The organism is Mesorhizobium sp. P2_D1, assembly GCF_056404455.1.
On the sequence record NZ_JBFUDZ010000002.1, the window covers coordinates 169,056 to 183,884 of the forward strand.

The window sequence follows — 14,829 nt, forward strand, 5'->3', positions numbered from 1 at the left end:
CGCGGCATTCTCGCCTCTTTCACGGAGTGTCCTCGATGAGCATAGCCCGCCTGCAAAAGGAACCGCTGACCAACCTGCCCTTCTATGAGGAGCGCGTCGATCTCGCCTGCGCCTTTCGCTGGACCGCGCGGCTCAACATGCACGAGGCGGTGGCCAACCATTTCTCGCTGGCGGTCAATGACGACGGCACGCAGTTCCTGATGAACCCCAACCAGGTGCATTTCTCGCGCATCAAGGCGAGCGACCTGCTGCTGATCGACGCCAACGATCCCGACACGCTCTCGGGGCCGAACGCGCCCGACCCGACGGCGTGGGGGCTGCATGGCGCCATCCATCGCAATGTCCGCCACGCGCGCTGCGTCATACATGTGCATTCGATCCACGCCACGGTGCTGGCGTCGCTCGCCGACTCTCGCCTGCCGCCGATCGACCAGAACTCGGCGATGTTCTTCAACCGCCATGTCGTCGATGCCCATTATGGCGGGCTGGCCTTCGAGGAGGAGGGCGAACGCTGCTCGCAGCTCCTCGTCGATCCAAAGGTCAAGGTGATGGTGATGGGAAACCACGGCGTGCTGGTCATCGGCGACACGGTCGCCGATGCCTTCAACCGCATGTTCTATTTCGAGCGCGCCGCCGAGACCTACATCAAGGCGCTGTGGACAGGCCGCCCGCTGCGGACGCTGTCCGACGCGATCGCCGAGAAGACCGCAAGCGAGATGGACGACTATCCCGGCCAGGCCGAACGCCATCTCAGCGAGTTGAAGGCGATCCTCGACGAGCAGGAACCGGTCTACCGCAACTGAGCACCACGGGTTCTTGGCTGGCGCCTGTTTCGTCGTGAGAAGAATTTCAGCGTCGCTCCGCCCCTCATTGCCCTGCCGGGCATTTCTCCCCGTATGGTGACGGGGAGAAAGGTCGCTGTCACAGACGGTTTCACCAATCATCAACGTTGAAGAAAGAGCACCAAGGTGTGGCAAGCCCCTTCTCCCCGTCACTACGGGGAGAAGGTGGCGGCAGCCGGATGAGGGGCGGCGCCGACGTTTGTGAGTTCGATCAGAGAGCCAGTTCTTTACGCAATTCCTCGGCGCTGTTGATGACGATAGCACCGGGCGGGCCTTCCATCGGCTTTTCCGGCCAGAAGATCGTCGTCATGCCTGCCGCCAGCCCCGCCATGGCGCCCGGCCAGCTGTCGTCGATCGCTATCGCCTCAGCAGGAGCGACGCCAGCGAGATACGCGGCGCGCAGGAAGGGTTCGGCGTGCGGCTTGCCCTCGCGCACATCGTTGCGGCTGATCGTCTTCATGCCGGGATAGGTCAGCCCGACCATCCGAAGGTTGGCGTCGACGATCATGCGGTCCGAATTCGACACCACGGCTTGCGCCACGCCCCTTGCCCGCAAGTCGTTGAAGATCTCGATCGCGCCGGGGCGCGGCTGCAAGCGCTCGACCAGCGGCAGATAGTGCTCGTATTTGCGGATGATCCAGTCGTCGAAGGGCAGGTCCAGGCCGAACTCGTCGCGCATCATCTCATAGACCGGCCAGGCGGCGACGCCGAGCACGCGCTCATGCAGGTCGGCCGGCGGGACGAGGCCGACATTGCGCATCGCCGCCACCAAAGCGGCCTCGTGCAGCGGTTCGCTGTCGACCAGCGTGCCGTCCATATCCCAGAAAACCGCTTTCGGCGTCATGCAAGGCTCCTTTCTGCGATCCCTTAAAGGGTTTGCGCCGGGAGATAAACCTTCCCGATCTCACAACGTGCCACCTGTCGGAGCCAAAACCGATGGTCTTTGTCCGGCGCAATCATCGCCGGAGGAGGAAATTTGCGCGCCGTGTGCGCCGAAGGTTGCAAGCAATTGCCCTTGAGATTGACAATTGCGCAGCAGGCCGTTCCCTGCGAGAGTAGACGCGGACCGCGCTCATGACCGGCGGTTTCGGGAGGCAGGACGTGAATACCCGGCAGGATGGCGGCAGCAACAGGCTGGACGACGCGGCGCGCGCCGGCTGGCTTTATTATGTTGCCGGCAACACGCAGGACCAGATCGCCACCACGCTCGGCATTTCGCGGCAGACGGCGCAGCGGTTGGTGTCGCTGGCTGTGTCGGAAGGCTTGATCAAGGTCCGTGTCGACCACCCGATCGCCAACTGCCTCGATCTGGCGGCGCGGTTGAGATCGCGCTTCGCGTTCGACCTAGTCGAAGTGGTGCCGAGCGATCCCAATTCATCGTCCACCACCATCGGCATCGCCGAGGCGGCCGCGGCCGAGATCGAGCGGCGGCTGCGCTCGCCGACGCCGATCGTCATGGCGATCGGCACCGGCCGCACGCTGAAAGCGGCGATCGAACAGTTGCCGCCTATGGAATGCCCGCAGCACAAGGTGGTGTCCCTGACCGGCAACATCTCGCCGGACGGCTCGGCCGCCTTCTACAACGTCATCTTCACCATGGCCGACAGGGTCAAGGCGCGATCCTTCCCGATGCCGCTGCCGGTCATCGCCTCTTCGCCGGAGGAGCGCGAGATGCTGCTCAACCAGCCGATGATCCAGCCGACCCTGGCGCTGGCCGCCGAGGCCGACGTCACCTTCATCGGCATTGGCGATCTCGGCCCCAAGGCGCCGCTCTATGAGGACGGCTTCATTTCGGAGAGCGAATTGAAGGCGCTGCAGAAGGCCGGCGGCATCGCCGAGATCGTCGGCTGGGTCTACGATCGCGAAGGCCGCATGATCGAGGGCATCACCAACGACCGGGTGTCGTCGGCTTCGCTGCCATCGCGCGAAAAATCACTGGTGATTGCACTGGCGATGGGCGAACGCAAACTGCCGGGTATCCTGGCGGCGGCCAACCGGCGGCTGATCAATGGCCTCATCACCGACGAGCGGACGGCGGCTGCCCTGCTGGCCAGCGTCTGACCGGGCTGCCGTCGATCGCAGACGCTGGCGCGAATGATTTCGGATAAAGCCAGCCGGGCTATTTGCCCCGCCCGAAAGGGTCGTTGCCGTCGAGGAAGCCGACGTCGCGCTGCAGATGCGGCGACAGGTCCCTGATGTCGAGATGCGTCCGTTTTCTGATTGCGAACCAGCCCAATCCGTCCGTGAGCCACGAAATCCAGCGATGATCCGGAGCGGGAGTGCACTTTTGCTGCGCCATGGTCATGATCGTCAACCTTCGCTATCCTGAACCCGAATGAATGGTTGACCCTGAATGTCGGTCTTGCCGGCCGGCTTTGCCAATCGAACATCTGTTATGGCCCATAAGGAGGTTTTATGCCTGACCTCAGCTCGCGACAGCTCTCCCAACTCCCGCCGCTGCAAGCGATCAGGGTGTTCGACGCGGTGGCGCGGCATCTTTCCTTCACCAAGGCCGCCGAGGAGCTCGCCATGACGCAGGCGGCGGTCAGCTATCAGATCAAGGTGCTGGAGGAGCGCGTCGGCACACCGCTGTTCCTGCGGCGGCCGAGGCAGATTGTGCTGACCGAAGCCGGACAGCGCCTTGCCCCGGGTGTCAGCGAAGCCTTTGCCCTTCTTGGCCAGGCCTACGCCGCGGCGCGTGGCGGCGCCGACGGCTTGCTGTGCGTCACCACGGTGCTGACCTTTGCCTCGAACTGGTTGGCGCACCATCTCGGCTCGTTCCAGATCGCTCATCCTTCCCTTGCCGTACGGCTCGAGACGTCGAGCCGCCTGACAGACTTCGCCCGCGAGGATGTCGATCTCGCCATCCGTTCGGGCGGCGGCAAATGGCCGGGACTGGAAGCCTACAAGCTGCTCGATGCCGATTTCACGCCGATGCTGAGCCCGAAACTCGCGGCGACCATCGGCGGCGTCAAAGAGCCGGCCGACCTGTTGCGGCTGCCGATCCTCGATCCCGGCGACATCTGGTGGACCGAGTGGTTTTCGGCTGCCGGCGTGAACTCGCACGACCTTGCCAAACGGCCCGGCAGCAGCATGGGCGCGCAGGCCTATGAGGCCAATGCAGCCATCGCCGGCCATGGCGTGGCGATCCTGACCCGGGCGCTGTTCAAGGCGGAACTCGCCGACGGCCGCCTGATCCAGCCTTTCGACCTGGTTGGCGACGATGGCCACGCCTATTGGCTGGTCTATCCCCAGGCGCGCCGCAACGTGCCGAAGATCCGCGCCTTCCGCGACTGGCTGCTGGCCGAAATCGCCTGCTGAGGGGCAAGTCCTCCGGCAAGCCAATCCTGCCCTGTCGCCTGAATAGCTGTCCTGTCGCCTGAATGGCCGGGACCGGCGAAGTCGGCTTGGCAATTTCCACGCACACATCGTCCGTCGACACCGCTGAGTGCTGCGCTGCAGCATCGAATCCGGCTTGACATAATTAACGCCAAGTGAGTAATTGCTCAAAGCCAAGGCAAATGCTCATCTTGGTTCATGGGAGGAATTTGATGAAACTTCGCACGCTCACCCTGGGCTTGTTGTCGGCCAGCGCTCTTGCCTTCGCCGCACATGCCGAATCCATCACCATCGCCACCGTCAACAATGGCGATATGGTCCGCATGCAAAAGCTGACGGAAGACTTCACCAAGGCTAACCCCGACATCCAGCTCAACTGGGTCACGCTCGAAGAAAATGTACTGCGCGAGCGTGTCACCACCGACATCGCCACCAAGGGCGGCCAGTATGACGTGATGACGATCGGCACCTATGAAGTTCCGATCTGGGCCAAGCAGAGCTGGCTTCTGCCGCTCGACAAGCTTGGCGACGACTATGACGCCAAGGACATCATCCCGGCCATATCAGGCGGTCTTTCGGTTGACGGCAAGCTCTATGCAGCGCCCTTCTACGGCGAAAGCTCCTTCGTCATGTACCGCAAGGACCTGATGGACAAGGCCGGGCTGAAGATGCCCGACGCGCCGACCTGGGACTTCATCAAGCAGGCCGCCGACAAGATGACCGACCGCGCCAATGGCGTGAACGGCGTCTGCCTGCGCGGCAAGGCCGGCTGGGGCGAGAACATGGCTTTCCTGACCGCCATGTCGAACTCCTTCGGCGCACGCTGGTTCGACGAGAACTGGAAGCCGCAGTTCGACCAGCCCGAATGGAAGAACACGCTGCAGTTCTATGTCGACCTGATGAAGGCCGACGGGCCTGAGGGCGCATCGTCCAACGGCTTCAACGAAAACCTGGCGCTGTTCCAGCAGGGCAAGTGCGGCATGTGGATCGACGCCACCGTCGCCGCATCCTTCGTGTCGGACCCGAAGAACTCCACCGTCGCCGACAAGGTCGGCTATGCGCTGGCGCCCGATAATGGCCTGGGCAAGCGCGGCAACTGGCTGTGGGCCTGGTCGCTGGCCATTCCCGCCGGCACGCAGAAGGCAGATGCGGCCGAGAAGTTCGTCTCCTGGGCAACCAGCAAGCACTATGCCGAACTGGTCGCCTCGAAGGAAGGCTGGGCCAATGCTCCTCCCGGCACGCGCTCCTCGCTCTACGCCAATGCCGACTACCAGAAGGCGGCTCCGTTCGCCAAGATGACGCTGGACTCGATCAATGCCGCCGATCCGACGCATCCGACCGTCAAGCCGGTGCCCTATGTCGGCGTGCAGTTCGTCGCCATCCCTGAATTCCAGGGACTTGGCACCACTGTCGGCCAGCTGTTCTCGGCGGCTCTTGCCGGCCAGTCGAGCGTCGACGATGCCTTGAAGCAAGCCCAGGACGCTGCCACCGCGGCAATGACCGAAGGCGGTTATATCAAGTAGGCTCCTCCCGGTGCCGAATGCCGGTCGCCTCCTTGACCGGCAACGGCCGCCCGAGTCCCAGTTCGGGCGGCCGCCTTTAACGTCTTTTGAAAATTCAGTCCGACCATTGAAGGGTGACCGTCATGGCTACTCAGCAGACCCGTTCGCTTGCCCGTTTCATGATGGCGCCATCTGTCGTGCTCCTGCTGGTCTGGATGGTTGTTCCACTGGCCCTCACGCTGTGGTTCTCCTTCCAGCAGTACAACCCGCTCAATCCGATCCGCGACGGGTTCGTCGGCTTCTCGAACTACGCGCTGTTCTATTCCAACCCGGCCTTCCTGCAATCGATCCTCAACACGCTTACGCTGGTGATCAGCGTGCTGTTGATCACGGTGATCGGCGGCATCCTGCTGGCGCTTTTGATCGATCAGCCGATGTGGGGACAAGGCATTGTCCGCATCCTCGTCATCTCGCCGTTCTTCGTCATGCCGCCGGTGGCCGCATTGGTGTGGAAGAACATGATCATGCACCCGCAATACGGGATTTTTGCCGACATAGCGCGCTTCTTCGGCGCCCAGCCGATCGACTGGTTCGGGCAGCATCCGATGACGGCGATCATCATCATCGTCGCCTGGCAATGGCTGCCCTTCGCGACGCTCATCCTGTTGACCGCGCTGCAGTCGCTCGACGGTGAGCAGAAAGAGGCCGCCGAGATGGACGGCGCCGGCTTCATCAGCCGCTTCATCTACCTGACGCTGCCGCACATGTCGCGCGCCATCACCGTCGTCATCCTGATCCAGACGATCTTCCTTTTGTCGGTCTATGCCGAGATCCTCGTCACCACCAATGGTGGACCTGGATACGCCTCCACCAACCTGCCCTTCCTCGTCTACCAGAAGGCCTTGCTGGAGTTCAAAATCGGCCAGGCATCCGCCGGCGGCATCATCGCTGTCATTCTCGCCAATATCGTTGCCTTCTTCGCCATGCGCGCCGTCGGCAAGAACCTGGACAAGTAAGGGAGATTGAGATGGCACGTGCAGTCACCACCCAGCATAAGACAATCGCGACCGTTGCCGCCTGGATCGTCGCGCTGCTGATCTTCTTCCCGATCCTCTATACGATCATCACCTCGTTCAAGTCGGAGCAGGAAGCGATCCAGGGCTTCAACCTGATCCCGTCGGGGACGTTCGAGAGTTACACCGAGGTTCAGGCGCAGAGCGGCTACTTCAAGTTCTTCTTCAACTCGGTGCTGCTCTCGGTCGGCTCGACCATCCTGGCCCTGCTGGTCGCCATTCCGGCGGCATGGTCGATGGCTTTCTCGCCGACCAAGCGGACCAAGGACATCCTGATGTGGATGCTGTCCACCAAGATGATGCCGGCGGTCGCCGTGCTGTTCCCGATCTACCTGATCTTCCGCAACTTCGGGCTGCTCGACAGCCGCGTCGGCCTGATGGTCATGCTGATGCTGATCAACCTGCCGATCGTGGTGTGGATGCTCTACACCTACTTCCGCGAAATCCCGGGCGAGATCCTGGAAGCGGCGCGCATGGACGGCGCTTCGCTGTGGAACGAGATCGTCTATGTGCTGACGCCCATGGCAGTGCCGGGTATCGCCTCGACCATGCTGTTGAACATCATCCTGGCCTGGAACGAGGCGTTCTGGACGATCCGGCTGACCACCACGGACGCAGCACCCCTGACCGCCTTCATCAGCTCGTTCTCAAGCCCGCAAGGCCTGTTCTGGGCCAAGCTTTCGGCCGCCTCGACGCTGGCCATCGCCCCAATCCTGATCATGGGCTGGTTCAGCCAGAAGCAGCTGGTGCGCGGCCTGACATTTGGTGCGGTGAAGTAACAGAAATTGCCTGACGCAATCCGGCAGAAATAAGCCCTCGGGGAGGAAACCATGGGAAACATCACGCTCAAGAACGTCTCCAAGCATTTTGGATCGACGATCATCATCCCCGGCCTCGATCTGGTAATCGAAAATGGCGAGTTCGTCGTCTTCGTCGGCCCGTCGGGTTGCGGCAAGTCAACGCTGCTGCGCCTGATCGCCGGGCTGGAGGACACCAGCGGCGGCACCATCAACATCGATGGCCGCGATGTCACCGGTGAAGCGCCGGCCAAGCGCAAGTTGGCCATGGTGTTCCAGTCCTACGCGCTCTATCCGCACATGACGGTGGCCAAGAACATCGCCTTCCCGCTGAAGATGGCGGGCGAAGACCAGGCGACCATCGACAAGAAAGTAAAGGATGCGGCGCGCGTCCTGAACCTCACCAACTATCTCGAACGCCGGCCCGGCCAGCTCTCCGGCGGCCAGCGCCAGCGCGTCGCCATCGGCCGTGCCATCGTGCGCCAGCCCTCGGCCTTCCTGTTCGACGAACCGCTGTCCAACCTCGATGCCGCCCTGCGCGGCACCATGCGGCTGGAGATCAGCGAGTTGCATCATCAGCTCAAGACGACGATGATCTACGTCACCCACGACCAGGTCGAAGCCATGACCATGGCCGACAAGATCGTCGTGCTGAACGCCGGCAACATCGAGCAGGTCGGCTCGCCGATGGAACTCTACAAGACGCCGAAGAACCTGTTCGTCGCCGGCTTCATCGGCTCGCCAAAGATGAACCTGATCGAAGGGGCGCCGGCTGCCAAATACAGTGCCAAGACCGTCGGCATCCGTCCCGAGCATATGGAGATTTCGACCACGGCGGGCGAATGGAGAGCCATCGTCGGCGTTGCCGAGCATCTCGGCTCCGACACCTTCCTGCATGTCCAGGCCGATGGCGTCGGTCCTTTGACGGTGCGCGCCGACGGCGAACTCGCCGTCCACCACGGCGACACCATCTACCTGACACCCGACAAGGCCAAGCTGCATCGCTTCGGCGCCGACGGGAAGGCAATGTGAGCATGCGCCTGGCCGGCAAATCCGCGCTGATCACGGGTTCGGCCCGTGGCATCGGCAGAGCCTTCGCCGAAGCCTATGCCGGCGAAGGCGCCACCGTCGCCATTGCCGACATCAATCTCGAGGCTGCGCAGAAGACAGCCGCCGAGATCGGCGGCAAGGCCTATGCGGTCAAGCTCGACGTCACCGACATCGCCTCCATCGAGGCGTCGGTGAGAACCGTCGAGACGACGACCGGCGGCCTCGACATCCTGATCAACAATGCCGCTCTGTTCGATCTGGCGCCGATCGTCGAGATCACCAAGGCAAGCTACGACAAGCTGTTTTCCGTCAACGTCGCCGGCACGCTGTTCATGCTGCAGGCCGCTGCCCGCTCGATGATCGCGCGGGGCAAGGGCGGCAGGATCATCAACATGGCGAGCCAGGCCGGGCGGCGCGGCGAGGCGCTGGTCGGCGTCTATTGCGCCACCAAGGCCGCTGTCATCTCGCTGACCCAGTCGGCGGGGCTCGACCTGATCAAGCACCGCATCAACGTCAACGCGATTGCCCCTGGGGTCGTCGACGGCGAGCACTGGGATCACGTCGATTCGCTGTTTGCCAAGTATGAAAACCGGCCGAAGGGCGAGAAGAAGAGGCTGGTTGGCGAGGCGGTGCCGTATGGCCGCATGGGCACGGCGCAGGACCTCACCGGCATGGCGGTCTTTCTCGCCAGCAGCGATGCCGAATACATCGTCGCCCAGACCTACAATGTCGATGGCGGCCAGTGGATGAGTTGAGGGCGGGGGTGGTCTCTGCTCCTCGTCCCTCCGCGGGGAGCAGAGGCCGACAAACGAAGGCCGAAGCCGGCCAAAGGGTAAAACAGATGACCGTGAAACTCTCGTCTTCCAACCTCGCCAAGCTGCCCGCCAAGGTTGCCGGTCCCAAATACGACCGCGCGGCGCTCAAGCCCGGCATCGTCCATTTCGGCGTCGGCAATTTCCACCGCTCGCATCAGGCCGTCTATCTCGACGATTTGTTCAATTCGGGAATCGGCCATGAGTGGGCGCTGGTCGGCGCCGGCGTGTTCGAGGGCGAGAAGATCGGCCGCGGCAAACTGGAGGAGCAGGACTGGCTGACCACCGTGGTCGAACAGGATAGCGGCCATATGAGTGCCCGCGTCACCGGCGTCATGATCGACTTCCTGATGCCGGGCGATGCGGCGGGCATCATCGAACGGCTCGCCGACCCGGCGATCAAGATCGTTTCGCTGACTATCACCGAAGGCGGCTACTTCATCGACCCGGCTTCCGGCGTCTTCAACCCGACCCATCCCGACATCGTCGCCGACGCGCAGCCGGGCGCCACGCCGAAGACGGTGTTCGGCATCATCCTCGCCGGGCTGGTCCGCCGGCGCGATGACGGCGTCGTGCCGTTCACCGTCATGTCCTGCGACAACATTCCCCACAATGGCCACGTCACCTCCGACGGCGTCATCGGCCTTGCCCGGCTAATCGACGAGGATCTGGCAAACTGGGTCAGCGAGCATGTCGCCTTTCCCAATGGCATGGTCGATCGCATCACGCCGGCCACCACGGATCGCGAACGCGGCATCCTGGTCAGCGAGTTCGGGCTGGAGGACAACTGGCCGGTGTTCTGCGAGCCGTTCCGGCAATGGGTGCTGGAAGACCATTTCACCGACGGCCGGCCGCCGCTGGAAAAGGTCGGCGTACAGTTCGTCAAGGACGTCGCGCCCTACGAGCTGATGAAGATCCGCATCCTCAATGGCGGCCATGCCACGATCGCCTATCCGGCCGGACTGATGGACATCCATTTCGTCCATGAGGCAATGCAGGAACCACTGGTCAGCGGCTTTCTGGCCAAGCTCGAACGGGAAGAGATCATTCCGACCGTGCCGCCGGTACCGGACACGGTTCTGGAGGACTATTACCAGCTCATCGAGAGCCGTTTTTCCAATCCGAAGATCGGCGACACGGTGCGCCGGCTCTGCCTCGACGGTTCCAACCGCCAGCCCAAATTCATCATCCCGACCATTGCCGACCGGCTGAAGGCCGGCAAGGGCGTCGCCGGCCTGGCGCTGGAATCGGCCCTTTGGTGCCGCTACTGCTTCGGCACGACGGACAGCGGCGCCGTCATCGAGGCCAACGACCCGAGCTGGGACCGGCTGCAGGCGACGGCAAAGGCGGCAAAGGACGCGCCCGCCGCCTGGCTTGCCATGGAGGACATCTATGGCGATGTCGGCCGCGCCAGCGTGTTCGTCGAGGCCTTCGCCCATGCGCTCAACGTGCTGTGGGCGAACGGCACGCGCGCGACGCTGACGCGCTACCTCGCCGGCGCGCTCTGAGGCCATTCGGCGCCATGACGCCTGAACTGGTCATCTTCGACTGCGATGGCGTGCTCGTCGATAGCGAGGCGCTCTCCGTCTCGGCGCTGCTTGGCATGATCCGGCTTGCCGGCGGCAGCATCGGCGAGGATGTCGCCTACGAGCATTTCCTCGGCAAGAGCATGAAAAGCGTGCGCGAGATCCTCGGCCGCGACTTCGGGCTTGAGATCACAGACAGCCAGCTGACCGACATGCGCGTCGAATTGATGCGCAGGTTTCGCGAAGAGCTGAAGCCGATCCCGGGCGTCAGAGAGATGCTGCCGAGGCTCGGGCTGCCGTTCTGTGTCGCGTCCTCGGGCACGCTCGACCGCATCCGCTACGCGCTCGACGTCACCGGATTGCTCGGGCTGATGGAGCCGCATCTGTTCAGCGCCGCTATGGTGACCACGGGAAAGCCCGCGCCAGACCTGTTCCTCCATGCCGCCGCCAGCATGCGAGCCCATCCGCGCAGATGCCTCGTCGTCGAGGACAGCCCGGCCGGCATCGCGGCGGCGCGGGCGGCGGGCATGCGCGTCTTCGCCTTCACCGGCGGCTCGCATGCCGGCAACCCGACCTTGCAAGCGCGGCTTGCGTCGAGTGAACCGGACTTTATATTCGCTGACATGCTGCAATTGCCCGATCTGATTGCAGGCCTGGGAGCGAGAGTAAGAGCATCTTGAAACAGTTCGTTTGCGCGGTCGATGTCGGCACCGGGAGCGCTCGCGCGGGCATTCTCGACACCAGCGGCACCTTGCTCGGCCGTGCCGAACGGCCGATCGCGATGAACCAGCCGAAGCCCGATCACGCCGAGCATGATTCGCGCGATATCTGGTCCGCCGTCTGCATCGCCGTGCGTGCCGCGCGCGAGAAAGCCGGCGTCGCCGCCGAAGATGTCGTCGGCATCTCCTTCGACGCCACTTGTTCACTGGTGGTGCGCGACCGGCAAGGCGACCAGCTCAGCGTCTCGGTCACCGGCGACAGGCGTTGGGACACCATTGTCTGGCTCGACCACCGCGCCATCGCCGAGGCCGACGAATGCACGGCCAGCGGCCACGCCGTGCTCGACTATGTCGGCGGCGTCATGTCACCGGAAATGGCGACACCGAAGCTGATGTGGCTGAAACGGCACCTGCCGAAGATCTGGAATGAAGCCGGCTATCTATTCGACCTGACCGACTTCCTGACCTGGCAGGCGACCGGATCCCTGGCTCGTTCGCAATGCACGCTGACCGCCAAATGGACTTATCTGGCGCATGAGGAGACTGGTTGGCGCCGCGATTTCTTCGAGCTCGTCGGCCTCGACGATCTTTTCGAGCACGGGAACCTGCCCGAGAGGGCCAGTCCGGTGGGCACCGATATCGGCCCGCTGACGGCGCAAGCGGCGGCGGATCTCGGTCTCTCACAGAAATGCCGGGTCGGCGCCGGCGTCATCGATGCCTATGCTGGCGCGCTTGGCGTGCTCGGCGGGTTTGCCGGCGACGAACAGGACATCGGCCGGCACCTGGCGCTGATCGCCGGCACTTCGAGCTGCGTCATGGCGATGTCGCCAGATCCACAACCCTTCGCCGGGGTCTGGGGTCCCTACTACGGCGCGGCGCTGCCGAAGCTGTGGCTGTCGGAAGGCGGGCAGTCCGCCACCGGCGCGCTGCTCGACCATATCATCCGCTGGCACGGCGCCGGCGGCGAGCCTGACGCCGCCATGCATGCCAAGATCGCCAGGCGTGTCGCCGAGTTGCGCGCAGCCGAAGGCGAGGCGCTCGCCGCACGGCTGCATGTGCTGCCGGACTTCCACGGCAACCGTTCGCCGCTCGCCGATCCGCACGCCGTCGGCGTAGTCAGCGGGCTGACGCTGGACTCCTCCTTCGACAGCCTGTGCAAGCTCTACTGGCGCACCGCTGTCGGCATTGCGCTGGGCGTGCGGCATGTGCTGGAGGCGTTGAACGAAAACGGCTACCTGATCGACACGCTGCATGTCACCGGCGGCCACACCAAGAACCCGCTGCTGATGGAGCTCTATGCCGACGCCACCGGCTGCACGGTGGTCGAGCCGCTGGCCGACGAAGCGGTGCTGCTCGGCACCGGCATGGTCGCCGCCACCGCGGCCGGGATTTTCCCGGACCTCAACGCCGCCTGCCTTGCCATGCAGCAGGGCGGCAGGACGCGTGCGTCGAACCCGAAATCGGCCGGGCGTTTCGACCGCGATTACAGGGTTTTCCTCGAAATGCACCGGCAGCGGCAGATGCTGGACGCGATCCGGTAGGAACGCGAGCCGATCGCTGGCTCAATCTGTTCCGGCCCCTCCTCTCTTGCCTTCATGTCGCGTTTCGTCCAAAAGCTGACGCAAACGCTGCGAAACCGAAGGTTTTGCCGTTTGAAATGCGGCTTCCGGCTTCTTGCCGACGCGCCGTACCTGGAAAGAGCGGAACAATGTCTGCGATCGAAGCCGGCGCTTGCGCGCCGGAAAATCTTTGGCGTCAGGAAATCAGAGCGACGCTGGCGCTCGCATGGCCAATGGTGCTGACCAATCTCGGCCAGACCGCGATGACGGCCACCGACGTCATGATGATGGGTCGCCTGGGGGCGGACACGCTGGCCAGCGGCGCGCTTGGCGCCAACCTCTATTTCATGCCGCTGATCTTCGGGCTCGGCCTGATGCTGGCGACGTCGCCGATGATTGCCACCGAGCTTGGCCGCCGCCGCCATTCGGTGCGCGACCTGCGCCGCACCGTGCGCCAGGGCCTGTGGCTGGCGATCCTGATCTCGATCCCGATCTGGCTGGTGCTTTGGCACGGCGAGGCCATCCTGCTGGCGATGGGCCAGGAACCCGCGCTAGCGCATCAGGCCGGCATCTATCTGCGCTGGCTCGAATGGGCGGTGCTGCCTTTCTACGGCTATATCGTGCTGCGCTCGTTCATCTCGGCGCTGGAGCGGCCGGGCTGGGCGCTGATCATCGTCTTCGTCGCCGTTGCCTGCAACGCCCTCTTCAACTGGGTGTTCATGTTCGGCAATCTCGGTGTGCCGTCGATGGGGATTGCCGGCTCGGGGCTTGCGACCACGCTGTCCAGCACGCTGATGTTCGTCGGCATGGCAGTGGTGGTGATGCTGGAGAAGAAGTTCCGGCGCTACCGTCTGTTCGGGCGCTTCTGGCGGTCCGACTGGCCGCGCTTCAAGGGGCTGTTGCGGCTCGGCATGCCGATTGCCGGTATCCTGGCCTTCGAGGTGACCATCTTCAACGCCGCGGCGCTGCTGATGGGCCTGATCGACGCCGATTCATTAGCCGCTCACGCAATCGCCATCCAGATCGCCTCGATCAGCTTCATGGTGCCGCTCGGCCTCAACCAGGCGGTGACGGTGCGCGTCGGCCTGGCGCATGGCGCCGGCAATCCGGAAGGCGTCTCCCGCGCCGGCTGGACCGCCTTTGTCATCGGCGTTTCGTTCATGGCGCTGATGGGGCTGGTGATGATCCTGTGGCCGCATCTGCTGATCAGCGCCTTCATCGATCTCGCCAACCCGGCCAATGCCAGGGTGATCGCGCTTGCCGTGTCGTTCCTGGTCTTTGCAGCGCTGTTCCAGATCTTCGACGGCGCGCAGGCAGTTGCCGCCGGCATGCTGCGCGGCCTGCATGACACCAAGGTGCCGATGATCTACGCCGCGATCGGCTATTGGGGCATCGGCCTGCCGCTCGGCGTGCTGCTCGCCTTCCATTTCGGCCTCCATGGCGTCGGCATCTGGATCGGCCTGTCGTCGGGGCTGGCCGTGGTGGCGGCGCTGCTGCTGGCGCGTTGGCTGCGCCGGGACCGCCTGGCGCCGCTATTGGCGTTTGGGCACTGAGCCAAGGCCCAACATAGTGGCTCGTCAAACGATGGCCCGCGAAACGTCGTCAAGCGC

The 14,829-nt window shown here is 63.8% G+C and carries 14 protein-coding genes; 12 read left to right on the forward strand and 2 right to left on the reverse strand.

From position 1 onward, the window contains the following. The first annotated feature begins 35 nt into the window (after positions 1-35). The gene (locus tag AC1D0I_RS03365) at positions 36-803 is read left to right on the forward strand and encodes a class II aldolase and adducin N-terminal domain-containing protein (protein ID WP_477393061.1); all 768 of its coding nucleotides are present in this window, start codon (positions 36-38) and stop codon (positions 801-803) included. Positions 804-1,053: 250 nt separating this feature from the next. Here AC1D0I_RS03365 and AC1D0I_RS03370 read toward each other — a convergent pair whose 3' ends face one another. Continuing rightward, positions 1,054-1,686, reverse strand: a complete 633-nt coding sequence (locus AC1D0I_RS03370) for an HAD family hydrolase (RefSeq protein ID WP_477393063.1) — start codon at positions 1,684-1,686, stop codon at positions 1,054-1,056. Between the two features lie 257 nt (positions 1,687-1,943). On the opposite strand from AC1D0I_RS03370, the gene AC1D0I_RS03375 reads away from it, so the two are divergent. Then, entirely contained in the window at positions 1,944-2,903 is a 960-nt protein-coding gene (locus tag AC1D0I_RS03375) for a sugar-binding transcriptional regulator (RefSeq protein ID WP_457150178.1), read from the forward strand. 58 nt (positions 2,904-2,961) lie between these two features. On the opposite strand, the gene AC1D0I_RS03380 is transcribed toward AC1D0I_RS03375, so the two are convergent. Then, positions 2,962-3,147 carry a hypothetical protein gene (locus AC1D0I_RS03380; protein WP_095084331.1) on the reverse strand — a complete coding sequence of 62 codons (186 nt, stop codon included), beginning with the start codon at positions 3,145-3,147 and terminating at the stop codon, positions 2,962-2,964. Positions 3,148-3,257: 110 nt separating this feature from the next. On the opposite strand from AC1D0I_RS03380, the gene gcvA reads away from it, so the two are divergent. From gcvA to AC1D0I_RS03430, 10 genes are all read left to right on the forward strand, one after another. Continuing rightward, positions 3,258-4,163, forward strand: a complete 906-nt coding sequence (gene gcvA, locus AC1D0I_RS03385; RefSeq protein ID WP_477393065.1) for a transcriptional regulator GcvA — start codon at positions 3,258-3,260, stop codon at positions 4,161-4,163. A gap of 230 nt (positions 4,164-4,393) precedes the next feature. Then, entirely contained in the window at positions 4,394-5,704 is a 1,311-nt protein-coding gene (locus AC1D0I_RS03390) for an ABC transporter substrate-binding protein (RefSeq protein ID WP_477393067.1), read from the forward strand. Positions 5,705-5,826: 122 nt separating this feature from the next. Beyond that, on the forward strand, positions 5,827-6,699 hold the full coding sequence (locus AC1D0I_RS03395; protein WP_477225021.1) for a carbohydrate ABC transporter permease: 873 nt from the start codon (positions 5,827-5,829) through the stop codon (positions 6,697-6,699). Positions 6,700-6,710: 11 nt separating this feature from the next. After that, positions 6,711-7,535 carry a carbohydrate ABC transporter permease gene (locus tag AC1D0I_RS03400; RefSeq protein WP_095083370.1) on the forward strand — a complete coding sequence of 275 codons (825 nt, stop codon included), beginning with the start codon at positions 6,711-6,713 and terminating at the stop codon, positions 7,533-7,535. A 51-nt stretch (positions 7,536-7,586) separates the two neighbouring features. Further along, a complete protein-coding gene (locus AC1D0I_RS03405) occupies positions 7,587-8,585 on the forward strand; it encodes an ABC transporter ATP-binding protein (protein WP_477393068.1) in 999 nt (332 codons plus the stop codon). Between the two features lie 2 nt (positions 8,586-8,587). Beyond that, positions 8,588-9,358: an L-iditol 2-dehydrogenase gene (locus AC1D0I_RS03410; protein ID WP_477393252.1), complete on the forward strand. Its 771-nt coding sequence runs from the start codon at positions 8,588-8,590 to the stop codon at positions 9,356-9,358. An 86-nt stretch (positions 9,359-9,444) separates the two neighbouring features. Then, positions 9,445-10,923 (forward strand): mannitol dehydrogenase family protein, encoded by a 1,479-nt coding sequence (locus tag AC1D0I_RS03415; RefSeq protein WP_477393070.1) that lies wholly within the window; start codon positions 9,445-9,447, stop codon positions 10,921-10,923. Positions 10,924-10,937: 14 nt separating this feature from the next. Beyond that, complete coding sequence (locus AC1D0I_RS03420) at positions 10,938-11,621, forward strand: HAD family hydrolase (RefSeq protein WP_477393072.1); 684 nt, start codon at positions 10,938-10,940, stop codon at positions 11,619-11,621. Beyond that, complete coding sequence (locus AC1D0I_RS03425) at positions 11,615-13,201, forward strand: FGGY-family carbohydrate kinase (protein ID WP_477393254.1); 1,587 nt, start codon at positions 11,615-11,617, stop codon at positions 13,199-13,201. The genes AC1D0I_RS03420 and AC1D0I_RS03425 overlap by 7 nt, the downstream gene beginning before the upstream one ends. 167 nt (positions 13,202-13,368) lie before the next feature. Continuing rightward, positions 13,369-14,772, forward strand: a complete 1,404-nt coding sequence (locus tag AC1D0I_RS03430; RefSeq protein ID WP_477393074.1) for an MATE family efflux transporter — start codon at positions 13,369-13,371, stop codon at positions 14,770-14,772. Positions 14,773-14,829: the final 57 nt, after the last annotated feature.

Bases quoted from the DNA above. Each gene is read 5' to 3' on its own strand.
- AC1D0I_RS03365 (WP_477393061.1), top strand. From the start codon at position 36: ATGAGCATAGCCCGCCTGCAAAAGGAACCGCTGACCAACCTGCCCTTC.
- AC1D0I_RS03370 (WP_477393063.1), bottom strand. From the start codon at position 1,686: ATGACGCCGAAAGCGGTTTTCTGGGATATGGACGGCACGCTGGTCGAC.
- AC1D0I_RS03380 (WP_095084331.1), bottom strand. From the start codon at position 3,147: ATGACCATGGCGCAGCAAAAGTGCACTCCCGCTCCGGATCATCGCTGG.
- gcvA (WP_477393065.1), top strand. From the start codon at position 3,258: ATGCCTGACCTCAGCTCGCGACAGCTCTCCCAACTCCCGCCGCTGCAA.
- AC1D0I_RS03390 (WP_477393067.1), top strand. From the start codon at position 4,394: ATGAAACTTCGCACGCTCACCCTGGGCTTGTTGTCGGCCAGCGCTCTT.
- AC1D0I_RS03395 (WP_477225021.1), top strand. From the start codon at position 5,827: ATGGCTACTCAGCAGACCCGTTCGCTTGCCCGTTTCATGATGGCGCCA.
- AC1D0I_RS03400 (WP_095083370.1), top strand. From the start codon at position 6,711: ATGGCACGTGCAGTCACCACCCAGCATAAGACAATCGCGACCGTTGCC.
- AC1D0I_RS03405 (WP_477393068.1), top strand. From the start codon at position 7,587: ATGGGAAACATCACGCTCAAGAACGTCTCCAAGCATTTTGGATCGACG.
- AC1D0I_RS03410 (WP_477393252.1), top strand. From the start codon at position 8,588: ATGCGCCTGGCCGGCAAATCCGCGCTGATCACGGGTTCGGCCCGTGGC.
- AC1D0I_RS03415 (WP_477393070.1), top strand. From the start codon at position 9,445: ATGACCGTGAAACTCTCGTCTTCCAACCTCGCCAAGCTGCCCGCCAAG.
- AC1D0I_RS03420 (WP_477393072.1), top strand. From the start codon at position 10,938: ATGACGCCTGAACTGGTCATCTTCGACTGCGATGGCGTGCTCGTCGAT.
- AC1D0I_RS03430 (WP_477393074.1), top strand. From the start codon at position 13,369: ATGTCTGCGATCGAAGCCGGCGCTTGCGCGCCGGAAAATCTTTGGCGT.